Genomic DNA, 22999 nt, shown 5'->3' with positions numbered 1-22999 from the left:
CCACGGCCATGGCCAAATACAACGAATTCATCGAACACGAGAAGCAACTGGCCTTTGCTCAGCGCTACCGCAAATATGAGGGCGCGTACAACGCAGCCTTTGCGGCCGACCCCAACCCCGAGCGGCGCAAGTTCGACGAGTTGGCTCCCAAGGACGACATCCAGTGGAAGCGCTTGAAAGCTTACCGCGGCAATGACAGGGACGCCTATCGCGCGTACATGTCAGACCAGGACAACCCTCGTAACCAGCCTACGGAAACGGAGTGGGCCCTGTGGCAAGCCAACCAGAAGGACCACTGGCGCATTGAACGCGAACCGTCTTTTTCTGCGCACCCACAGAGCAACAACAAATGGTTGCCCATGTCGCCCGAGCAGCGAAGTACGGAGAAGGCCACCAAGTTCTTCGAGCAGGTCGAAGCCGAGTATGGTGCGGGCTACGACGCCTACGCTGCCAAGGCCGGCTCTCAGGCCGTAGCCAAGGACGACTACCTGCGCACGATGGCCGTGGTGGACTTCGAGGCCAGGGCGGGTAGGGCTCAACAGCAGCAGCAAGTCCGTCAGCAAACACCCGCCGAACAGGCTCCACGCGTCAATACGGGCGCCCAGCAGGAAGCCACGCCACAGCAGGGTGCGGCGCAGGCAACCCAGCCCAAGTCGCGCCTGTCATTGACGAACTTCCAGGGGCCCACGAGCGAGTATGTGGAGCAGCGCGGCGCGGAAATCTCCAAAACGTCCGGTACCGAACGCGCACAAATCAAGCAGCAAGCCGAAACGAAAGTGGGCGATGTTCAGGCCCACCTGAAAGACGCTGACAGCTACGTGCGGCTCCAGAATTCGCTTGCCCAGTTGCGCGAGGCAAGGGCGCTCGACAGCCAGTCCCAGGCTCAATCTCAGTCCCAGACCCGCAACCGGAGCCGTTCACAATGAAGTGGGGAGCGAGGGCCCTCATTTTCAGCATGGCCATTCTGGCTACATCCGCGCAGGCCAAGATCCCGCGCGTGGACGGGATGTCCCGGGTCACCCATGCCCATGCCCAGCAGGCGCTGGATTGCTCGCGTCGACTGGGACGCGACCCTGGTCTATTGATCGTGGCCGATATGCGCTTGCCATCCTCCGACAAGCGCCTGTGGGCGATCGACACCCGCACCAACGAGGTGGTGTTGCGCACGGAAGTGGCACATGGTCGCGGTTCGGATCCCGACCAGTCGGGTAGAGCGTCGGTTTTCTCAAACACCCCAGGGAGCCTGATGACATCCGTGGGGCTGTACGCGGTGGCCGAGGCGTACGTGAACACCAAGGACGGCTCTACCCGCCGCCGCCTGGATGGCTTGATGGTGGGGTTCAATGACAACGCCCGCGAGCGGGCAGTGGTGCTGCACCCGTCCAACTACGTGCGCACCGGCTGGGCAGGTCGTTCTGAGGGTTGTCCGGCCGTGTCTTACGCCGTCATGGACCAGCTCAACGCTTACGGGCTGGACAACGCGATCCTGTGGATTGAGGGCGATGTAGAGGGTCTGTCGGAGGCCATCGCCGAATGCTCCGGAAGCAAGGCTCGCCACAGGTTCCGTTGGCCCTGGCAGCCCAAATTGCCCAGCAAGCCGCAGTGGTCCCCGGATAGCACCGAAGCCTTCAACCCCTACTTCCAGGTCGAGGCCGAGAACTTCTGCCCCACGCCGGACCTGACGTATACCGTGTCCTGGTGGCAGCGGGCTCCCATCTTTGCCCAAGCGGTGGGGCAGCGCTGGACGCTGCGCTACTGACGCCGAAAGACAAGCCATTTATACGAGCGCAAACATGGCAGGGGCTGGACACACCAGCCCCTTTTCTCATCCTGGGGTAGATGAAGCCTGCGATTTATGACGCCTTCGGTCCACCCGGCAAGCACATCGACGCCTCCACCCTGGTCCGCCGCTGGGACCTGGGCCTGGCCTACGGCGCCCTGGGCGCCGCCGTAGGGTTCCTGCCCTTCGCCCACTGGGGGCTGGGGTGGCGCGACACCGTCCGCGCCCTGGCGCTGGACCCGGCGTTTTATTCCCGGATCGACAACCCGGCATGGCTGACCGACTGGACGACGCTGGCCGCAGGCGTGGGGGTGGCCCTGCTGGCAGGTGCTGGCTTAGGCTACGCCGGCCTCATCCCCCGTTCCAACCAATGGGTGGTGTCCGGCCCCCGCCTGCTTCAAGGCAAGGACGCCCGCCAGAACTCGCGCAAGCGCAGCGGCACCATCCAGGACCAGAAGGCCGATCCATTCGGCATGTGGATCCATCCCGACCTCTTCTTGTCCAAAAAGGTCCTGTCTCGCAGCACCCTGATTGCCGGCTCCGTGGGCTCGGGCAAAACGCAAATCCTGCTGGCCTTGCTCCAGCAGGTGTTCGCCCATCCACGCACCAAGCTGTTCTTGTATGACGTGAAGGGTGACTTCACGGCCAAGTTCCCACAAGCCACCTTGGTTTCGCCCTTCGACAGTCGATCCCGCGTGTGGTGGGTAGCACGCGACGTGCGCACCAGCACCCAGGCGGCTGCGTTTGCCGACAGCCTCATTCCCGAGGATTCGGGCTCAGGCAAGTTCTGGACGCAAGCCGCCCGCCAGATCCTGCTGGGTGTGGTCCGCTCGTTGCAAAACGAAAAACCCTTGACCTGGACGTGGACCGACCTGGCGCAACGCGTGTCCATGCGCGCCCAGGAAATGGCGCCCATCCTGGACAAGTCCTACCGCAAGGCCTACGGGTTGATTTCCAACACCGAAGGCCAGACGGCGTTCAACGTCATTGCCACGCTCAACGGCTATACCAAGGTCATCGATGACCTGGCGCGGGCCTGGCCCGACTACGAACGCTTCGACCGCAAGGGCAATCGGCGGCTGTTCTCCATCACCGACTGGGCCGATGATCAATACGAGGGTCCACGCCACGTCATCGTCCAATCCGGCCCGGACAAGGGGTTGGCGGCCGCGTATATCGCCGCCATGGTCAACGTCGCCGTGCCCGCCATCATCTCCCCGCAGCTGGAAGACAACGAGAGCGGCCGCTTCCTGGGGTTCGTGTTCGATGAAATGTCGTCCGTGGGCAAGATCGACTTCGCCCCCCTGGTGGACAAAGGAAGATCCAAGGGCGTGGTGTTCGTGGCCGGCTACCAGGACCTGGCGCAGCTGCGCGAGATCTACGGCGACAACCAGGTCAAGGCGTTGCAGTCAATGGTAGGTACCCACATCATCTGCCAGGTGCAAATGGGCGATACCCGCGAAGAACTGTCCCGACTGCTGGGCACGCAGAAAGTCGCGCGCATGGATCACACCCCGGACGCACGGCTGAACACCGAAGGCCAGCCGGTGGTGTACCCCAACCAGCTCACCGACCTGCTGGGGTTTCGCAAGGTCCCCAAGCAACAGGACTCCGACCCCGGCTTTGCTATCCGCGCGATCGTCCAGCAGGGCGGGGACCTGCTGCTCCTGGACTTCCCGGGTCAGACCTTGCCCAACCGGCGAAAGGGCCAACTGGCCGCCACCTGGACCACAAAGGCCGCAGGCTTCGAGCCACCGCGGAAAGACGCAACCGGCGACGAGGTGCTAGCCGGCAAGCAGATAGGGGATGGCCTGGATCAGGACGAGCTGGATCGCCTGTTTCAGTAGTTGCGAACAGATACGGGGTGAGTGGGCTTGCGAAGAACGACAAGTCGCACAACATGGTTGTCTCGCACAAATGTAGAGCATCCATGCGTACTGCATTCCCCATTTTCCACGATGTCACTGGACTCGTCATCGTCCTGTACTTCTATGGCGCGTCACTCGTGCTTACACAAGTCGACGTAGACTTTGCTCTACTTATCTTCGGGATCGCAGTTCTAGGTACGGTGAGCTACTGGCTTGAAGGTCGTAGAAAGGTACGCGGGTCATGACCCTCTTCAAGCCCGACGGGCAGCTCCTGTCCCTCAACCCGTTCCGCGCAGCACTGGAGGCTGGCGCGGACCCCAACGAATGCTGGCAGTCCGCCGACGGGGAGCAGACCCACCACCCGTTGCTGATCGCAGCGCAGCGCCACATCCACCACCTGCGCCTGCTGCTGGCCCATCCCCACATTGACCTCGCGGTGCAGGACCGTGATGGGTCAACCGCGCTGATCGTGGCCGCCAAGTACAACCATGTCCAGGCGATCGAACCTCTGATCCGGGCGGGAGTGCCGGTCAACCAGGCCGACCGCTTTGGCGCTACAGCGCTCCATTACGCCGTTCACATGGATGGGGTGGGGCCGCTTCGCCAGCTGTTGCTGGCCGGCGCCAACCCCAATGCCCAAACCGCAGAGGGACGCACACCCCTGGGCGAACTGATGATGATCATGACGGCCGACGTAACCGGCCAGGCGTTGAAGGTCCGGGCGCTCATGGCCCATGGGGCCGACCCCATGATGGTCAGTGTCCACCAACGCACCGAAACCATGATCAACCTGGCACGTGAGCGACTATCGCGGCACGTCCAGCCTATGGCCCGTGTTTCCGAACTGCCACACGAACGTCGCATGTGATCCTTGCCCAGAACGACAAACCTACCACACTGGATCCATGCTCAAGCTCCATCCCCTGACTGCTACCGGCAACAATGCCCGAGGCGACAACGTCATTGAATACCTGACGGCCACGGAGTTGTTGAACAACGTGGCCGGTATTACCGGTTACTACGTCGTGTCGGGGCTGGAAGAAGACACCATGCGCTGGCGTGGGCAGGGCGCGGCCATGCTCAACCTCACCGGCCAGCCTGTCTCAAAAGACGCCATGCTGGAACTGGCAGCAGGCTACTCGCCCGACGGCAAGAAAGAGAAGCTGTGCCAGAACGCGGGCAAGTTGCCCGAGAAGGTGTTGAAGCTCGATCCGCAAACGGGACAGCCGCGCAAGCTTGCCAACGGCCACCCGGAGTTCGTATGGAAGGGCGGCCACCAGGTGGGCTATGACTGCGTGTTCAACGCGCCCAAATCCGTGTCGCTGCTGCTGGCCATGGCCTCGCCCGAAGAGCGCGGCGCTATCCTCCAAGCTCACCGCGACGCGGTGGACCAGGGGCTGGAGTACATGGAAAGCAAGGTCGAGACTCGCCGCGGCAAGGCCGGGATCGATGTCATTCCTGTCGATGGGTTGGTCATCACGTCCTGCGACCACCTGGCCAATCGCAACCTCGAACCACACCTGCACACCCACAACATGATCTACGGTGTGGCCTACGCCGATGGCAAGTGGGGCGGCTGGGAGAGTTCGGAGATGTTCCGGCACCAGAAAGCCGCCGACACCCTCTATATGGCGCACCTGGCCGAAAACCTGCGCCGCTTGGGCTACGCCATCGAGCAGCGCGCCGAGTTGGATCCGGACCAGCAGGACACGGGCGTGCGCTCCTGGGAGGTCGCCGGCATTGATGAGGCCACGATCAAGGCCTTCTCCACCCGCAAGAACGAAATCATGGAAGCCATGACCGAAGGCCTGACCCACCAGCAGGCTTGGGCCCAGACCCGTGCGCACAAGGACGAGCCCAGTCCAGCCGAACTGTTCGCCACCTGGGAGAAGGCTATCCCAGCGGTGGGCCAGGACTGCAACATCCAGCGCTTGAAGCAGCACACCGACGTGCTGGCGCCCCAACGCACCGACGAGCAGATCCTCGAAGCCCTGCACGCCACCACCGCGATCGTGGCCGAGAAGGACATCCTGTGGGAGGTCAGTCGGGCCCGTGCAGGCCAGAGCCCCGAGGCGTTGCTGGCCGACGTGGAGCGGCTCAAGGAGAGCATGGTGGCCATTGCCCCCGAACGCCAGGCGGCGGTCGACCAGGGTACACACGTATCGCGGCGTTATTCTGAAACACGTTATGCGTGGTCCAGGATCGTGGACTGGGAGCAGGAGGTCCAGCAGCGGGCCGACGCCCGCAAGAACGACCTGTCGGTGCGCGTGCCCGAACCGCTTGTGGGTCAGGTCATTGCCGACTACCAGGCCGAGAAGGGTTTCACGTTGTCCGACGAGCAGCGCGAAGCAGTCCACCACTTGTGTTCCATCAGTGGCGGCCATGCCGTCATGGCAGGTGTGGCAGGCGCAGGCAAGACCACCGTGGCGGATCTCTACAAACGGTGTTTCGAGGCCAACGGCCAGGAACTGATTGGCGCCTGCGTCTCGCGCAAGGCGGCCGGAAAGCTGAAAGACGAAAGCGGCATGGAAGCCATGTCCGTCACCAAGTTGCTCATGAAGCTGGACAAGGGCCACAAGTTGACAAAAGACATGCCGGCGCTCACGTCCCGATCGGTGGTGGTGCTGGACGAGGCGGGCATGGTCGACACCGAAGCCGTGCGCCGGCTCATGCGCCACGTGGACGAGGCCGGGGCCAAACTGATCCTCCAAGGCGACATGAAACAGCTCCAGGCCATCGGTGCTGGCGCGGGCATGGCGCTGGTCTCCGAAAAACTGGGCCAGGCCGAGCTGACCGAGATCCGCCGCCAGAAGAACGCCCAGGACCGCGACATTGCCATTGCGTTCTATGACCGCGACGCCCAAGGCCGGATCGTGCTGGACAACCGCGGCGAACCCAAGTCCAGAGGCGAGGTGGCGGCCAAGGGCGCCATGATCATGAAAAAGCTCGAGGCCCGCGGCGCCATCGACGCTTACAACACCCGCGAGGAAGCCGCACAGGGCCTCACGCGCGAGTGGCTGGACAGCCCGCACGCCCTGGACAACCGCCTGGTGCTGGTTCACACCCACGAGGACAGCCAGCTGCTGACCAACAAATTCCGCGAAGGCCTGCGCGAGCGGGGCGTGTTGACGGGCGAAGACCACACGTTCCGGGCCCGGCGCGACAAGCGCGAGTACGACATGACCGTGGCCGTGGGCGACCGCGTGCGGATCACGAAGAACGACAACACCCTGGGCGTGGAGAACGGCGACATGGCCGTGGTGGAAAGCGTATCCCGCACCAACAAGGGGTCGCTTGCCCTGGGTCTGCGCGTGGAAGGCAAGCCTGGCCAGCCGTCGTTTGCCCTGGCCGTGGACACAGGGGAGTGGAACCACCTGCAGGCCGGCTACTGCCGCACCGTCCACGACGCCCAGGGGCAGGGCAAGCCGGCCGTGTTCCATTTCGCCAACGCGGCCATGGTCGACAACCAGTCCGCCCTGGTGGCCTTCACGCGGCTTACGTCCGACCGCTACCGCATGTACGGCGCCGAAGTGGAGCTTGAGCAGATCCGCAACCGCCTGGGCGCCGACCGGCTCAAACAAAACGCCGTCCAGGAAGGCCTGTGGCACCAGTACGCCCAGAAGAAGCCCGCACCCACCCTGGAGCAGCAGTACGACCAGGTCCTGCGGGAGCAGGGGAGGACCCGGCGGGGCGGGTTGGAGCGGTAGTGTTACGCTCTCCCCAGGAGGGCAGCTATGTGCCAAGTGATGGTAGGAGAAATGGAGGGCGGACTGTGGTCCGTGGCCATCCAGCGGTGTTTCGGCAATCCAGCGCGCAAGGACGTGGTGACGGGACCCCGGCCATCGGAGAACGAGGCCATTTCTGCCGGCGAGGTCCTGGTGAAACAGAACAACTGTGCAGTGAGCCGCGTGGTGGTAAAGCGGATCCAGCCCAAACGCGGCCTTTTAGGCTGACGGCCAACCCACGAACAACCAGGTGCGCCAAGCCTCAAGCCGCCTGAGCAACCCCATCCGCCGGCCCAGGTTCACCCGGACATTGGGCGGCTGGACGTACACCGTGTAGCCCTTCAAATGGGCCACCCAGCGCCAGATGTATTCCCGTTCTTCGGCCTGGGCGAACGTGCCCTCGATCGTTTCGAGGTGGATGACCCGGAACGGGCGCAGCCAGCCGCCCCGTGAGGAGGCATGCTGCTGCGCCCGTCGTTTCATGTCTGTGGACTGCCCGACGTACACCGCGCGTTCGGAGTCGAACACCAGGGCGTACAGGTGTCTCGTCTTCCGCTGGAAGTGACTGCGCCGAACCCACTGGCTCATTGCCGTAAAGCAGTCAGATCCACCCCACGCTCGCGCCGCTGTTCCGGGGTGGGGAGGTGAACCCGGATCCCGGCCGCTTCCACGATCGACAGGTCCAGGGCCCACAGCTGAGCTGACCGCTGGGACCACAAGGTGTACGCGTCGCGCAGGTGGGCTTCCAGCTCCGTGCCCGTCCAGCCGTTGATTTCCATGAGGTACTTGCGGGTGTCGGGCTCGTGGCCATAGGCCAAGGCCCGCCCGTATTGCGAGGCCAGGGTGCAGCGGGTGCATTCGCACACCAGGCGCTTCAACACCTGAACCCCGTTCTCGTAGGCCCAGCGCTCCTGGACCTCGAGGAAGATCTTGCGTTCTGGATTGGCCGGCTGCCGGCACACTTCGCAATGACGATGAGCCCGGCCCAGGACTCCCAGCTGGATCCGGGTCCAGTCGTTCTTCGACACGCACGTCTTCACGCCCGTGTTTCGGCAACTGGCAGGGATCATGTTCACGGCCAGGCGCACCTGGTTTCCCCAAGTCCGGTCCTCGCCCGGGAAGACCTCCACGGGCTGGGGTGGGGTCGTGCGGACCCAGCGGGCCGACATGCGCTCGGCTACCGCCGGGTCGGCGGCAAACCAAAGCTTGAGGTCAGTGGACCAGCGGGCACCCAGGGCCTTGGCCTGGTCCTTGTCGGCGTGGGGGACGAGGAAGTAGTCCATCCCACCAGCTTCTTTGCATTGTCGTTTCTGGCAAGCGGACAGCCCTGAACCGGTACGCAGAAACAAAAACACCCCCGGGGTAGCCGGGGGTGCGGGCAGCACAGAGCCCTGCGCCGAGAGCGAGGGACGCTCGACGCCCCTAGCAGCTTGAAGGCGGCGGGGCGGGAGTCAAGGGCGGATCAGCACACCCCGCTAGCAAAAGCACCGCACCAAGTACTACTTCATACCGGCGTGTGTTTAGCCAAATCCATGGCTAAACCCCGCGTGGCAAAAGCTGTGGCTAAAGGACGGACCCTACGGTGTTCCGGATGGGAAAACGCTCCGACCGCAAGGGTGTTCTGGCGCTTGGGACAACTTGGGACAGCGTAGGATTTTTGCCTTAGCCATCCTTTTGCCAAATCGCCAAGCGCCTGTGGTACAGTCTGCTTTGGTCGGCCTAACCCATTGATCCCTCTCAAGAAAACCGACGCTTAGAGCTTCACGTCCACTTTATGCTTCATCAAGGGCGTGTGCTCCGCGTTTCCCTTGGTCGGGCGCGGTGATTCGAGCGATACGGTCATCTGATGCAATGGACGGCTGGAACGCCGGGCGGCGAGGGCCGCTCATTGTAGCCGTGGTGCCGCCGGGTGCAGACCATTCAGCCCGGCTTCCGGGTTGGGCCTGGTTTCCGATCTGGCACGGGAGCAGCACTGCCAAAGCCCGTCGGGACCGAAGTTGCCCGTACAAGTCACAGGCTCCCGCGCACCAGGGGGCGATGTCGCCGGTCCCAGCAGGACAGGAGGGATGTATCAGCCTCTGGTTGGACAACCGCCTCGGCGGCCTGTAGAAAACCGCGACTCCCCCGAATGAAGCCCGATGAGCGCCGATCGTTCCCTGCCGCTTGTGCATGCGACTGCCGACTCGCGGCGCGCGCGTCCCCGTCACGAACTGATCGATGCATTGCGCGGTTTCGCGCTGCTCGGTGTGTTTCTGGTCAATCTGACGTTCCTTTCACTGTATGCGCTGCTTCCGGAGGATCAACGGGCGAGCCTGGCGACTGCGAAGAGCGACGGCATCGTCGCGCTCGCGATGTCCTGGTTGGTGGACGTCAAGGCCATCACCGTGTTCTCGCTGTTGTTCGGCCTGGGTTTCGCCCTGCAGATGGAGCGCGGTGAGGCCGGCGGCACACGCCGTCATTTCCGGCGGATGCTGGGGCTGGCGGCGATCGGGATCGTGCACGGCTGGTTCATCTGGTGGGGCGACATCCTGTTCACGTATGCGGTGGTGGGGTTGTTTCTGCCCGTGTTCCGGCGTGCCGGTGCCTGCACGCTGATCGTGCTCGGGCTGACGTTCGCGTTGTTGCTTCCGCCGCTGATGTCGTCATGGGTTCGCCCGTTGCTGCAGGGGCTTCCGCGCGCGGGCGAGGTCTATGCGCAGGCGCTGCAGGCTTTCGGCTTCGGTTCCTGGTCGGATGTGCTGCTCCAGAACATCGCGACCGCACGGTGGGCGCGCGTGGCCAACTGGGCACTGTTGCTGTTCGTGCTGGGGCGCTTTCTGCTCGGTTATTGGGCTGGTCGTGTCGGATTGCTGCAGGAGCCACGGCGGCATCGCGCGTTGCTGTGGCGGCTGTTCGTGGGAGCACTGATCGTCGGCGTGCTGGCGATGCTGGTGGAGACGTTCCAGACGACATGGCGCCAGCAATTCCCACTGCTCAACAGCGAGTTCTGCAAGTACGCGATCCGCGTGGTCATGCGCGCGGCGCCGTTGGCGTTGGGTGTCGCCGGCGCGTGCGGCTTCGTGTTGCTCTATCTGTTCGAGCCCGCACAGCGTTGGCTGTGCCGATTGGCGCCGGTCGGCCGCATGGCGCTGACGCACTACCTGCTGCAGAGTGTGATCGGCATCGTGCTGTTCTACGGTATCGGCCTGGGCATCGGGCCGGGGCCCGGCCTCGCCGCGATCATGGTGGTGGGCGCGGTGATTTTCGTGCTGCAGGTGATCGCCAGCCATGCGTGGTTGCGGCATTTCCAGTTCGGGCCGGTCGAATGGCTGTGGCGCTGGTTCACCTACGGGCGACGCCCGGGGTTGCGCCGGAGCGCTCTGCCAGTGAATAAGGTCGATGTGGCTTAGCGACTACATGGTTGATCTCATCCACCGCGTAACGTCCTGGGATGCAGCAGGCTCGGGAACGCGCGCTGCACGCAGTCCTCGCGTTCGCAGGTGAGGCAGCCGGGGCCGATCGGTACCGCGTCGTCCAGCGCTTTCAGGTCCCAGCCGCGCGAGTAGATCCACTGGTCGGCGTGGCGCAGGTCGCAGCCGACCGCGAGGGCGAAGGTCTTGCGTGGCCGCCCGTAGCCCGGCTCGCCGCTGCTGACCTGCCGCGCCAGCCAGAAATAGGCGCGTCCGTCCGGCATGCGCGCGATCTGGGTGAGGATGCGGCCGGGCTGGTTGAAGGCTTCGTAGACGATCCACAGCGGGCAGGAACCGCCCACGTGCGAGAAGTGGAAATCGGTGGACGAGTGGCGCTTGGAGACGTTGCCGGCGCGGTCCACGCGCAGCAGGAAGATCGGCAGGCCCGCATGGCCGCGCCGTTGCAGCGTGCTCAGGCGATGGCAGACCGCTTCGAAGCCGACGCCGAAACGGTGCGCCAGCCGGTCGATGTCGTAGCGGGATTCCCGCGCGCTGCGCAGGAACTCGCCGTAGGGCATGACCAAGGCGCCGGCGAAGTAGTTGGACAGGCCGATCCGCATCAACGCGGCACGCCCGGGGTCGTCGAAGCCGGCGTCGGCGATGCGCGCGTCGAGCAGCGATGCGTGTTCCAGCAAGGCCAACTGCGCCGCCATCTGGAACGCCTGCTGGCCGGGCTTGAGATGGGCGGCCAGCCACAGCGTGCGGTGCGCCGGATCGAGGTCGCGCTTGGCGTTGGGCAATGGCGCTTCGGTCGTTTCCACGACGATGCCGTGGCGGTCGGCCAGGCGCTGGCGTAGCCGGCCGACCAGGCTGGCCGGGGTCAGGCCCAGCTCGGCGTAGAGCGCTTCGGCGCTGTCGTCCAGTTCGGCGATGTGGTTCTGCACGCGGTTGAAGTAGTCGCGGACCTGGTCGCCCGGCGGCAGCAGCGGCGCGGCGGCCTGGGCGTTGCCCAGCTGCAGCTCGAGCGCGGCGGCGCGTTCGTGCAGGTGGCGGTGCTGCCGGTGCAGGTCCAGCAGGGCGTGGGCGACTTGCGGCAGGCTGCCGGCCAGCAGGCGCAGCTCGCTGGTGGACAGGTTGCCGCGGCCGAGCGCGCGCAACGTCCGGTCGAGCGGTTCGACCAGGGCGCCGGGATCGCCTGCGTCGAGCAAGTCGCCGATGTCGCCGAGCACCTCCTGCAGGCGCCGCTGCACGTCCAGCGTCAGCGGCCGCTGGTTGCGCTCGATCTGGTTCAGGTAGCTGGGGGAGAGCTGCAGGCGCCGCGCCAGCTCGGCCTGGGTCAGCCCATGGAGGCGGCGCAGGCGCTGCAGGCGCAGGCCGAGCTGGCGATGGGCTTGGCTCATGATTCGCAATATTCGCAAGATCTCGTGCCGATCTTAGCGCGATTAAGCAGATTCAAGGATGAAATTGGCGTGCGGGATGCGAACAATGCGAATGTTCTTCACATCCAGGTCCCCCGCCATGAGCGACTCCGCTTCCCGTGTCCCCCTGCTGATCGACGGCGAGTTCGTCGAGTCCACGACCGCCGACTGGAAGGACGTGGTCAATCCCGCCACCCAGCAGGTCCTCGCGAAGGTGCCGTTCGCCACCTCGGCCGAGGTCGATGCCGCGGTGGCTGCGGCGAAGGCGGCCTTCCGGACCTGGCGCAAGACCCCGATCGGCGCCCGCGCCCGCATCTTCCTCAAGTACCAGCAGCTGATCCGCGAGAACATGAAGGAGCTGGCGGCGCTGCTGACCGCCGAGCAGGGCAAGACCCTGCCGGATGCCGAGGGCGACGTGTTCCGCGGCCTGGAAGTGGTCGAGCACGCGGCCAACATCGGCACGCTGCAGATGGGCGAGTTGGCCAACAACGTCGCCACCGGCGTGGACACCTATACGCTGCTGCAGCCGCTGGGCGTATGCGCCGGCATCACGCCGTTCAACTTCCCCGCGATGATCCCGCTGTGGATGTTCCCGATGGCGATCGCCACCGGCAACACCTTCGTGCTCAAGCCGTCCGAACAGGACCCGCTGGTGACGATGCGCCTGGTCGAGCTGGCGCTGGAAGCAGGCATTCCCAAGGGCGTGCTCAACGTGGTGCATGGCGGCCCGGACGTGGTCAACGCGATCTGCGACCACCCGGACATCAAGGCGGTCTCGTTCGTTGGTTCCACCAAGGTGGGCACCCACGTCTACCAACGCGCCTCGCTGGCCGGCAAGCGCGTGCAGTGCATGATGGGCGCCAAGAACCATGCCGTGGTGCTGCCCGACGCCAACAAGGAGCAAACCCTCAACGCGATGGTGGGCGCGGCGTTCGGCGCGGCCGGGCAGCGCTGCATGGCGGCCTCGACCCTGGTGCTGGTCGGCGAAGCGCGTGCATGGATCCCCGACCTGGTCGCCAAGGCGAAGACGCTCAAGGTCAACGCCGGCACCGAGGCCGGCACCGATGTCGGCCCGCTGATCTCCTGCGCCGCGCGCGAGCGCGTGGAGGGGCTGATCGCCTCCGGCGTGGAGCAGGGCGCGAAGCTCGAGCTGGACGGCCGGAATCCGGCGGTGGCCGGCTACGAGAAGGGCAATTTCGTCGGCCCGACGATCTTCTCCGGCGTCAAGCCGGGCATGCGGATCTACGACGAGGAGATCTTCGGGCCGGTACTGGTGATCCTGGAGGCGGAGACGCTCGACGAGGCCATCGCCCTGGTCAACGCCAATCCCAACGGCAACGGCACCGCGGTCTTCACCCAGTCCGGCGCGGCCGCGCGCAGGTTCCAGGAAGACATCGACGTCGGCCAGGTCGGCATCAACGTGCCGATCCCGGTGCCGGTGCCGCTGTTCTCGTTCACCGGTTCGCGCGCCTCCAAGCTCGGCGACCTCGGCCCGTACGGCAAGCAGGTCGTCACCTTCTACACGCAGACCAAGACCGTGACCGCGCGCTGGTTCGACGACGAGACGCTGGGCCACGGCGTCAACACCACGATCAACCTGAAGTGATGCCATGAACGCCGCCATGCAGATGCCGTACGACACCACCGAACCCAGCGAGGAGCAGCAGGCCTTCCGCGAGGCCGCGCGCGACTTCGCCATGAAGGAACTGGCGCCGCACGCCGCGCGCTGGGACGCCGAAGGCGAGTTCCCGCGCGAGGCGCTGCGCAAGGGCGCCGAGCTGGGCTTCTGCGGTCTTTACACGGACGAGGCTTGCGGCGGGCTGGGCATGAAGCGCCTGGATGCCGCCATCGTGTTCGAGGAAATGGCGGTGGTCGATCCTTCGACCTCGGCGTTCTTCAGCATCCACAACATGGCGACCTGGCTGATCGCCAGCTTCGCCCAGGACCCGGTACGCCAGCACTGGGGGCCGTTGCTGGCCAGCGGCGAGAAGCTGGCCTCGTACTGCCTGACCGAGCCGGGCGCCGGTTCCGATGCCGCCTCGCTCAAGACCCGCGCGGTGCGCGACGGCGACGAGTACGTGCTCGACGGCAGCAAGGCGTTCATTTCGGGCGCCGGGGCCACCGACGTGCTGGTGGTGATGGCGCGCACGGGCGAGGAGGGCGCCCGCGGCATCAGCGCGTTCGTCGTGCCGGCCGACGCTGCCGGCATCGCCTATGCGCGCAAGGAGGAGAAGATGGGCTGGAACAGCCAGCCCACCCGCGGCATCAGTTTCGAAGGCGTGCGCATTCCGGCGCAGAACCTGCTGGGCAGGGAGGGCGAGGGCTTCAAGCTGGCGATGAAGGCGCTCGATGGCGGCCGCATCAACATCGCCGCGTGCTCGCTCGGCGCCGCACAGGGCGCGCTCGACGCGGCGCGCCGCTACATGGGCGAACGCCGCCAGTTCGGCAGGAAGCTGGCCGATTTCCAGGCGTTGCAGTTCAAGCTCGCCGACATGGCGACGCAATTGGTGGCGGCGCGCCAGATGGTGCATGCGGCCGCGCGCAAGCTCGACGCCGGCGCGCGCGATGCCACCGTGTGGTGCGCGATGGCCAAGCGCTTCGCCACCGATGCCGGCTTCGCGATCTGCGACGAAGCCTTGCAGATCCATGGCGGCTACGGCTACATCCGCGAGTACCCGGTCGAGCGCCTGCTGCGCGATTCGCGCGTGCATCGCATCCTGGAAGGCACCAACGAGGTGATGCGCATGATCGTCGCGCGCCACCTGCTCAACACCGAGGAGGAACTGCGATGAGCGACTGGTCGCAACGCGGGTTCGCGGGCCTGGAGGTCGAGCGCAATGGCCACGTGGCGGTCGTCACGCTGAGCAACCCTCCGGCCAATACCTGGACCGTGCACAGCCTCGCGGCCTTGCGCGAACTGGTGAAGGCGCTGGATGCGGATCGCGACGTGTATGCGCTGGTGATCGTCGGCGACGGCGAGAAGTTCTTCTCGGCGGGGGCCGACCTCAAGCAGTTTGCTTCGGGCGACAAGGCGGCCGCGCGCGAGGCGGCGCGCAGGTTCGGCGAGGCCTTCGAGGCCTTGAGCGCGTTCCGTGGCGTATCGATCGCCGCGATCAACGGCTATGCGATGGGCGGCGGGCTGGAATGCGCGCTGGCCTGCGACCTGCGCATCGCCGAGGAACACGCGCAGATGGCGCTGCCGGAGGCGACGGTGGGATTGCTGCCGTGCGCCGGCGGCACCCAGAACCTGCCGCGCCTGGTGGGCGAGGGCTGGGCCAAGCGCATGATCCTGCTTGGCGAGCGCGTCGATGCGGCGACCGCGCTGCGCATCGGCCTAGTCGAGGACGTGGTGGGCAAGGGCGGGGCGAAGGCGCGTGCGATCGAATGGGCGCATCGCGCGGAGAAGCAGAGCCCATCGAGCGTGGCGGCCTGCAAGAGGCTCGTGCAGGCCACCCGCACCGGCACCCATGCCGCGGCGCTGGTGGCCGAGCGGGAGGCGTTCGTCGACCTGTTCGATACCGCCGACCAGGTCGAAGGCGTCGCCGCCTTCCTGGAAAAGCGCAGTCCGCGATGGAAGAACGCATGAACGCCCCGCACGACGCGCAGGCGCCCGTTCTTTTCGAAGAGCGCGAGGCGGACAATGGGCGGCGTATCGGCATCGCCACGCTGAACGCGCCCAAGTCGCTCAACGGGTTGTCGCTCGAGATGACCCGCCTGCTCGATGCGCAGTTGCGGCGCTGGCAGGACGACGCGCGCATCGCCTGCGTGGTGTTGCAGGGCGCCGGAGAAAAGGCGTTCTGTGCCGGCGGCGATCTGCACGGGTTGTATCGCAGCATGCGCGAGTTCCGCGACTCGGGCGCGACCGATGTCGGCGCCAACCGTTATGCGGCCGCTTTCTTCGCGGAGGAGTACCGGCTCGACTACCGCATCCACACCTATGCCAAGCCCATCCTGTGCTGGGGACACGGCATCGTGATGGGCGGCGGCATCGGCCTGATGTCCGGCGCCAGCCATCGCGTGGTGACCGAGCGGTCGAAGCTGGCCTTCCCCGAGATCGGCATCGGCCTGTTTCCCGATGTCGGCGGCAGCTGGCTGATGCGGCGCGTGCCGCGGGGCGCCGGCCTGTTCCTCGCGCTGACCGGCGCGCCGTTGAACGCGGGCGATGCGATCTACGCGGGCCTGGCCGACGCGTGCGTGGACAGCCAGCGGCACGCGGACGTGCTCGATGGCTTGCGTATGCTGGACTGGAGCGGCGATGCCGCCTTGGACCACGCGCAACTCTCGCAATTCCTGGATGGCATCGCCCATTCGCCCGAGCCCGGTCCGCTGCAGGCCCATGCCGACCTGATCGCGCGGATCGTGGCGCGGCCGGTCCTGGAGGACGTCGTCGCCGCGATCGAAGCGATCGACGACGAGGATGCGTGGTTGCAGGCGGCCCGCGCCACGTTGCGCGCAGGCGCCCCCGGTTCGGCGCGATTGGCCTGGGCGCTGCAGCACAACGCGGCCACCGACGATCTGGCCGATACCTTCCGCGTCGAATACGTCGTGGCGCTGCACGCGGCGGCGCATGGCGACTTCGCCGAAGGCATCCGTGCGTTGCTGATCGACAAGGATCGCCAGCCGCGCTGGAACCCGGCCACGCTCGCCGAGGCCGACGAACATTGGGCCGCGCGTTTCTTCGAGGCGCCATGGCCGGCAGCGAAGCATCCGCTGGCCGACCTGGCGTAGAGGCCGGTGCCGGCGGCAGCCAGCCGCTTCCGCAATCGGCAAACTGACATCACCTATCAGGAGGGCTGAACCAATGAGCCGTATCGCTTTCATCGGACTGGGCAACATGGGCGGCCCCATGGCCGCCAATCTCGTCAAGGCCGGCCATGCGGTGCATGCCTACGATCTGGTGCCGGCCGCGCTGGACGCCGCGGTCGCCGCGGGCGCATCGGCCGCCGGTTCGGCGCAGGCCACGCTGGAAGGCGCCGAGGTGGTGATCTCGATGCTGCCGGCCAGCCGCCACGTCGAGGGCCTCTACCTGGGCGACGATGGCATTCTCGCGGGCATTCCCGCCGGTGCGCTGGTGATCGACTGCAGCACCATCGCGCCTGCGACCGCCCGCAAGGTTGCCGCCGCCGCCCAGTCGCGCGGCCTGCAGATGATCGACGCCCCGGTCTCGGGAGGTACCGCCGGCGCCGCTGCCGGCACGCTGACGTTCATCGTCGGGGGCGAGGCCTCCGCGCTGGAGCGCGCGCGCCCGGTCCTGCAATCCATGGGCAAGAACATCTTCCATGTCGGCGACAGCGGCGCCGGGCAGGTCGCCAAGCTGTGCAACAACATGGCGCTGGGCGTGATCATGGCGGTGACCGGCGAGGCGATCGCACTGGGCGTCGCGCACGGGCTCGATCCCAAGGTGCTGTCGCAGATGATGGCGGTCAGCACCGGCCGCAGCTGGGCCACCGAGGTGTGCAACCCGTGGCCGGGCGTGCTCGAGAATGCGCCGGCTTCGCGCGGCTACAGCGGCGGTTTCGGCAACGACCTGATGCTCAAGGACCTGGGTTTGGCGGTCGAAGCGGCGATGAGCACCGGCGCTTCGATCCCGCTCGGCGAGCTGGCACGCAACCTCTACGCCATGAACAGCCGTGCCGGCAACGGCAAGCTGGACTTCTCCAGCGTGGTCAAGCTGGTGGCGTCCCCGTAGACGGGCCGTGCCTGCCCGGCCCGGGACATGCATCGATGCCCGAGCCGGGCATCGAGGGTGTAATAGTCTCCGCTCGCGGCTGCGCATAAGGTGCGCGCATCCAGCAGGGCCAAGACGATGGGACACGACCACAGCCACGCGCCGAGCACGATCCGCCACGAGAAGCCGCTCTGGTGGGCGCTGGGCCTGACCGGCGGCTTCATGGCGGCCGAGATCGCCGGCGCGTTCATCACCAACAGCCTGGCCTTGCTCTCCGACGCGGCGCACATGGCGACCGACACGCTGGGCTTGATGATCGCGCTGCTCGCGGTGCGGCTGAGCCGCCGCCCGCCCGATGCGCGCCGCACCTACGGCTACGCCCGCCTGGAAGCGCTTGGCGCCTTGGCCAACGGCGCGCTGCTGTTCGCGGTGGGCGCCTACATTCTTTGGGAGGCGGTGCAGCGCTTCCGCGAGCCGCAGCCGATCGCTTCCACCGGCATGCTGCTCATCGCCGCGCTGGGCCTGGTGGTCAACCTCATCGCGATGCGGCTATTGCAGGCCGGTAGCGGCGAAAGCCTGAACGTCAAGGGCGCCTACCTGGAAGTGTGGAGCGACATGCTCGGCTCGGTGGCCGTCATCATCGGCGCGCTGCTGATCCGCTTCACTGGCTGGCAGGTGATCGACCCGATCCTGGCTGTGTTGATCGGCCTGTGGGTGCTGCCCCGCACCTGGGTGTTGCTGCGCGAAGCGATCAACGTGCTGCTCGAAGGCGTGCCCAAGGGCGTGGACCTGGATGCCGTCCGCGCGGAGCTGTGCGCGCACGAGCGGGTGCTGGACGTGCATGACCTGCATGTATGGGCGCTGGCTTCGAGCACGCCGGCGCTCACCGCCCATGTGGTGATGGCAGAGGGCGGCGATGCCGACCTGCTGCGACGCCAACTCGGGCAGAGACTGCACGAGCGCTTCGAGATCGACCACGTGACCCTGCAGGTCGAAGCGGACCACTGCGGCGATGCCTGCAGCGTCGGCCGGCCCGGCGAACATCGCCACGACCACGATCACGACCACGACCACGACCACGACCATGGGCATGGGCATGGGCATGGGCATGGGCATGGCGCAGCAGATGCCCAGGGGCATCACGGTCCCGTGCACCGATAGGGGAAGCGTCTGCCGATGCAAAACGAAAAACGGAGCCCCGCGGCTCCGTTTTTCGTTTCGCCCAATCCGGTGAACCTGCCATCGCCTATCGGGATGACGCATGCACGATGCGCTAGACCACCGGTTCGCGCAACACCGGCGAGTCCCAGCCCGGCCTCGGCGCGAAGCGTTCGCCGTGGCGGCTTTGCAGGGCCTTCAGGCGGGCGAGCAGTGCATCGGCGCCGGTCGCGCGGATGTGCTGGATCGGGCCGCCGCGGAACGGGGCGAAGCCGGTGCCGAAGATCACGCCGGCATCGAGCAGGTCGGCGTCGGCGACCACGCCTTCGTGCAGGCAGGCGACGGCTTCGTTGAGCAACGGCAGGATCAAGCGGTCTTCCAGGTCCTCCGGGGCCTTGTAGTCGGCAGGCACCTCGGGCTTGACGGGCTTGCCGTTCTCCCACTTGTAGATGCCTTGGCCGTCCTTCTTGCCGCGCTTGCCCGGCTCGACGGTCTGCAGCGCGGCCGGGATCTGCAGGCCCAGGAACGGCGCCAGTTCCTCGCCGACGCCGGCGGCCACGTCCAGGCCCACCGTGTCGATCAGTTCGATCGGGCCCATCGGCATGCCGAACTTCACGGCGGCCTTGTCGATCACCGGGCCCGGGATGCCCTCGGCGTACGCGGTGGCGGCCTCCAGCATGTACGGGAACAGCACGCGGTTGACGAGGAAGCCCGGGGTGCCGGCCACGGGCACCGGGAACTTGTCCAGCGCCTTGCAGAAGGCGGCCAGGCGCTGGACGTTGGCCGGATCGAGGCCGTCGTGCTGGACGATCTCCACCAGCGGCATCAGCGCGACCGGGTTGAAGTAGTGCAGGCCCGCGAACTGGCCGGGCCGCGCGATGTGTTCGCGCAGCTCGACCAGCGGGATCGAGGACGTGTTGGTGGTCAATAGCGCGTCCGGCTTCAGGCGGGGCTCCACGGACTGGTACAGCTCGCGCTTGGCTTCCGGGTTCTCGATGATCGCCTCGATCACCAGGTCGGCCTGCGCGACGCCGTCCCCGGCCAGGTCGCTCTTCAGCCTTGCGGCCACGACGGGGCGCTTGCTCTCGTCCTTGACCTTCTTGGCGAACAGCTCCTGCGCGCGCGACAGCGCACCGTCGATGAAGCGCTGCTCGCGATCCTGCAGCGTCACCTCGAAGCCCTTGTAGGCGGACCAGGCCGCGATGTCGCCGCCCATCACGCCGGCGCCGATCACGTGCACGTGCTTGATGCCCGGCGACGGCATGCCGCCGCCGTCCTTGCCGCCCAGGCCCTTCAGGCGTTCGGTCAGGAAGAAGATGCGGATCAGGTTGCGTGCGGTCGGGGTGCCTGCGAGCTTGACCACCGCGCGGCGCTCCGCGTCCAGGCGCGCCTGGATGCCGCTGCCGCCGGCGCGCTCCCAGGTGCCGATCAGGGCGTAGGGGGCCGGGTAGTGTTCCTTCTTCGCCTTGCGCGCGACCTGCTTGGTCATCTGCGGTGCGAGGATCTTGCGGGCGATCCAGGTGTTGGTCGCCCAGCCGAGCAGGCGCTGCTTGACCGGGCGCGTCGAACCGGAGAGCGCCAGCGCGATGGCGCCGTCGAGCAGCACCGCCGGGGGCGCCACCTTGTCGACCAGCCCCATGGCCCGGGCGGCGCCGGCCGAGACGCTGCGGCCGGTGAGCATCAGGTCCATGGCCGCCGGCGCGCCGACCAGGCGCGGCAGGCGCGCGCTGCCGCCCCAGCCCGGGAAGATGCCGAGCTTGGTCTCCGGCAGGCCGATGCGGGTGGACGGGGCGTCGCTGGCGATGCGGTAGTCGCAGGCCAGCGCGATCTCGGTGCCGCCGCCCATGCAGAAGCCGTGGATCGCGGCCACGGTCGGGCAGGGCAGTTCGGCGAGTTTCTGGAACACGGCCTGGCCGCGGCGGATCGCGTCGTCCACCGTGCCGCGGCGGTCGTATTCCTGGAATTCCTTCAGGTCGGCGCCGGCGATGAAGCCATTCGCCTTGGCCGAACGGATCACCACGCCCTTGGGCGGGTCGATGGCGATACGCTCGAGGATATCGCCCAGTTCCAGCAGCACGTCCTGGGAAAACGCGTTGACCGGCGCGTCCTGGCGGTCCAGGCTCAGCACCACGACGCCGTCGTCGCGGATCTCGGCCTGCCAGTGACTGAATCGGAGCCCATCGAAGCCTGAGAGCATGGGTCGGTCCATCCGGATATGTATGGAAAGGCCCGTTATCATCCAGAGGTTGTTTCCTTCACGTCAAATCCCATAAGGGGTAGGGAAGCGTGCGCGCGGCGGGGCCGGATATTTCCCAGGCTTCCGTAACGCCCGTTAACCTTGGGACGGTCGCCGCTGGCGGGCGACTGAACTTTTCCATCCAACAGCGGTCACAACGCCCGACCTCGTTCGGGCGACAGGAGTGCGGCCCGACATGGCCGAAGTCGAAACACCACAGGAGCTGGACCTGGAACTGGTCCGGCGCGTGCAGCGCGGCGAGAGTGCGGCTTTCGACGTGCTGGTGCGCAAGTACCAGCACCGGATCGTCGCCCTCATCGGGCGCTACATCGCCGACTGGAGCGAGTGCCAGGACGTGGCCCAGGAAACCTTCATCCGCGCCTACCGCGCGATCGGGAACTTCCGGGGCGACAGCCAGTTCTATACATGGTTGCACCGTATCGCCGTGAACACCGCCAAGAACCACCTGGTCGCGCACAACCGCCGCCCGCCCACCGACGACATCGACGTCGCCGATGCCGAGCAGTTCGACGGGGCGGCGCGGTTGCGCGACAGCGACACCCCGGAGCATGAACTGATGCGTCAGGAGCTGGAACAAACCGTGATGCGCGCGGTCCAAGCCTTGCCCGAGGAATTGCGCGAGGCGATCACCCTGCGCGAGGTGGAGGGCATGAGTTACGAGGACATCGCGCAGAAGATGGGGTGCCCGATCGGTACGGTGCGTTCGCGCATCTTCCGGGCGCGCGAAGCCATCGATGCCGAGCTGCGTCCCCTGCTCGAAACCGTCAGTGCGACCCGTGAGCGACATCGTGTATGAGCCATAACCCGTCCATGACCAACGACAAGTTCGAAATCCATTACCGGCAGCAGTTGTCCGCGCTGATCGATGGCGAGCTGGCGGCGGACGAGAGCCGTTTCCTGCTGCGCCGCCTGGAACACGACGAGGAGCTGTCCGGTTGCCACGAGCGCTGGCAGTTGCTCGGCGATGTGCTGCGCGGCGCGGCCTGCGCGCCGGCCCCGGCCGAATTCGCCGCGCGGGTGCGCGCGGCGGTGGCGGCCGAACCCCTGCCGCTGGCGGATGCCGGTCGCAAGGCCCGTCCCGGCTGGCGCTGGGGCGGCGGTGCGGCGATCGCCGCATCGGTGGCGGCGCTGGCGCTGTTCATGGCGCGCGAACGACTGCCCGACGAGGCCGCCCCGGCCGCCGAGCCGGTGAAGGTGGTCGCCACGACGGCGCAGATGCCGGCCAGCCCGGCCGCACCGGCCGCTCCCGATGGCACGCTGGCCGATGCGGTGGCCGCGGTGCCGGCGGTCGCGTTGGCCTCGGCCCGGCGCCAGGACGCGGCGGCGCAGCGGCGCAACGGCGGCGCCACGCGCAACCAGCAGGCCGCGCGCAGCGTGGCGGCGCGGGCGCAGGAGCCGGAACGCCGGATCGCCGCGGCGACGCCCCAGGTGGCGCCTGTCCTCGCGACGGGTACGGAGCCCTTGCCGGTCGCGGCCAATCCGTTTGCGCATCCATCGACCCTGCAGGCCAAGCCGTGGCCGCGTTCGGTGATCTCCGGCGATGGCGCGCTCAATGCCAGTTTCGCGCGACCGCAGGCGGGTACGGCGTTCTATCCGTTCGAGCCGCGGCTGCCGGCGCAGCCGGCGGTCAACGGGCCCTCCGAGCCGCCGTTGCCGCAGCCATAACCGCGATTCCGGTCCACTCCGTTGCATCCCGAGCCGCCCACGCGCCGCGTGGGTCATGAGCACCCCTTTGT

Annotated in this window: 17 protein-coding genes and 1 pseudogene; 14 read left to right on the top strand and 4 right to left on the bottom strand. The window is 66.8% G+C overall.

Annotated elements, in window-relative coordinates; translation table 11 throughout:
• Positions 1-8: 8 nt before the first annotated feature.
• From FD678_RS09995 to mobF, 5 genes are all read left to right on the top strand, one after another.
• Positions 9-926 carry a hypothetical protein gene (locus tag FD678_RS09995; RefSeq protein WP_140722385.1) on the top strand — a complete coding sequence of 306 codons (918 nt, stop codon included), beginning with the start codon at positions 9-11 and terminating at the stop codon, positions 924-926.
• Between the two features lie 29 nt (positions 927-955).
• Entirely contained in the window at positions 956-1759 is an 804-nt protein-coding gene (locus FD678_RS09990) for a murein L,D-transpeptidase catalytic domain-containing protein (RefSeq protein ID WP_177497704.1), read from the top strand.
• A gap of 80 nt (positions 1760-1839) precedes the next feature.
• On the top strand, positions 1840-3627 hold the full coding sequence (locus tag FD678_RS09985; protein WP_140722379.1) for a type IV secretion system DNA-binding domain-containing protein: 1788 nt from the start codon (positions 1840-1842) through the stop codon (positions 3625-3627).
• 262 nt (positions 3628-3889) lie between these two features.
• Positions 3890-4516, top strand: coding sequence for an ankyrin repeat domain-containing protein (locus FD678_RS09980; protein WP_140722376.1), 627 nt, complete (start codon positions 3890-3892; stop codon positions 4514-4516).
• A 37-nt stretch (positions 4517-4553) separates the two neighbouring features.
• Positions 4554-7355, top strand: coding sequence for a MobF family relaxase (gene mobF, locus FD678_RS09975; protein ID WP_140722373.1), 2802 nt, complete (start codon positions 4554-4556; stop codon positions 7353-7355).
• Between the two features lie 237 nt (positions 7356-7592).
• Here the strand turns inward: mobF and FD678_RS09970 are convergent, their stop codons facing one another.
• Together FD678_RS09970 and FD678_RS09965 are read right to left on the bottom strand one after the other, a co-directional pair.
• Positions 7593-7961, bottom strand: a complete 369-nt coding sequence (locus FD678_RS09970) for a GIY-YIG nuclease family protein (protein WP_140722370.1) — start codon at positions 7959-7961, stop codon at positions 7593-7595.
• Positions 7958-8656: a DUF5710 domain-containing protein gene (locus FD678_RS09965; RefSeq protein ID WP_140722367.1), complete on the bottom strand. Its 699-nt coding sequence runs from the start codon at positions 8654-8656 to the stop codon at positions 7958-7960. The genes FD678_RS09970 and FD678_RS09965 overlap by 4 nt, the downstream gene beginning before the upstream one ends.
• Positions 8657-9511: 855 nt before the next feature.
• Between FD678_RS09965 and FD678_RS09960 the strand changes: the two genes are divergently transcribed.
• Positions 9512-10762, top strand: a complete 1251-nt coding sequence (locus FD678_RS09960; RefSeq protein WP_140722364.1) for a DUF418 domain-containing protein — start codon at positions 9512-9514, stop codon at positions 10760-10762.
• A 17-nt stretch (positions 10763-10779) separates the two neighbouring features.
• Here the strand turns inward: FD678_RS09960 and FD678_RS09955 are convergent, their stop codons facing one another.
• Entirely contained in the window at positions 10780-12162 is a 1383-nt protein-coding gene (locus FD678_RS09955) for a helix-turn-helix domain-containing protein (RefSeq protein ID WP_140722361.1), read from the bottom strand.
• A 118-nt stretch (positions 12163-12280) separates the two neighbouring features.
• Here FD678_RS09955 and FD678_RS09950 point away from each other — a divergent pair, with 118 nt between their 5' ends.
• From FD678_RS09950 to FD678_RS09925, 6 genes and pseudogenes are all read left to right on the top strand, one after another.
• Complete coding sequence (locus FD678_RS09950) at positions 12281-13786, top strand: CoA-acylating methylmalonate-semialdehyde dehydrogenase (RefSeq protein ID WP_140722358.1); 1506 nt, start codon at positions 12281-12283, stop codon at positions 13784-13786.
• 22 nt (positions 13787-13808) lie between these two features.
• Positions 13809-14972 carry an acyl-CoA dehydrogenase family protein gene (locus tag FD678_RS09945; RefSeq protein WP_218569695.1) on the top strand — a complete coding sequence of 388 codons (1164 nt, stop codon included), beginning with the start codon at positions 13809-13811 and terminating at the stop codon, positions 14970-14972.
• Positions 14969-15766, top strand: a complete 798-nt coding sequence (locus FD678_RS09940) for an enoyl-CoA hydratase (RefSeq protein WP_140722352.1) — start codon at positions 14969-14971, stop codon at positions 15764-15766. Before FD678_RS09945 ends, FD678_RS09940 begins: the two co-directional genes overlap by 4 nt.
• Positions 15763-16908, top strand: coding sequence for an enoyl-CoA hydratase/isomerase family protein (locus FD678_RS09935; protein WP_140722349.1), 1146 nt, complete (start codon positions 15763-15765; stop codon positions 16906-16908). The genes FD678_RS09940 and FD678_RS09935 overlap by 4 nt, the downstream gene beginning before the upstream one ends.
• A gap of 73 nt (positions 16909-16981) precedes the next feature.
• Complete coding sequence (gene mmsB / locus FD678_RS09930) at positions 16982-17869, top strand: 3-hydroxyisobutyrate dehydrogenase (RefSeq protein ID WP_140722346.1); 888 nt, start codon at positions 16982-16984, stop codon at positions 17867-17869.
• 117 nt (positions 17870-17986) lie between these two features.
• Positions 17987-18850 (top strand): annotated as a pseudogene (locus FD678_RS09925) (cation diffusion facilitator family transporter); the annotation flags it as partial.
• A gap of 271 nt (positions 18851-19121) precedes the next feature.
• Here the strand turns inward: FD678_RS09925 and FD678_RS09920 are convergent.
• Positions 19122-21203: a 3-hydroxyacyl-CoA dehydrogenase NAD-binding domain-containing protein gene (locus FD678_RS09920; protein WP_140722340.1), complete on the bottom strand. Its 2082-nt coding sequence runs from the start codon at positions 21201-21203 to the stop codon at positions 19122-19124.
• A 235-nt stretch (positions 21204-21438) separates the two neighbouring features.
• Here FD678_RS09920 and rpoE point away from each other — a divergent pair, with 235 nt between their 5' ends.
• Together rpoE and FD678_RS09910 are read left to right on the top strand one after the other, a co-directional pair.
• Positions 21439-22059, top strand: coding sequence for an RNA polymerase sigma factor RpoE (rpoE, locus tag FD678_RS09915; RefSeq protein WP_140722337.1), 621 nt, complete (start codon positions 21439-21441; stop codon positions 22057-22059).
• A 14-nt stretch (positions 22060-22073) separates the two neighbouring features.
• Positions 22074-22928, top strand: a complete 855-nt coding sequence (locus FD678_RS09910; protein ID WP_218569637.1) for a sigma-E factor negative regulatory protein — start codon at positions 22074-22076, stop codon at positions 22926-22928.
• The last annotated feature ends 71 nt before the right edge of the window (positions 22929-22999 follow it).

Origin of the sequence: Pseudomonas sp. Hp2 (assembly GCF_006386585.1) — a bacterium.
GTDB classification, from domain to species: domain Bacteria; phylum Pseudomonadota; class Gammaproteobacteria; order Xanthomonadales; family Xanthomonadaceae; genus Pseudomonas_S; species Pseudomonas_S boreopolis.
Note: the sequence above shows the minus strand (reverse complement) of the source record. Positions and strands in the feature narration are given on the sequence as shown.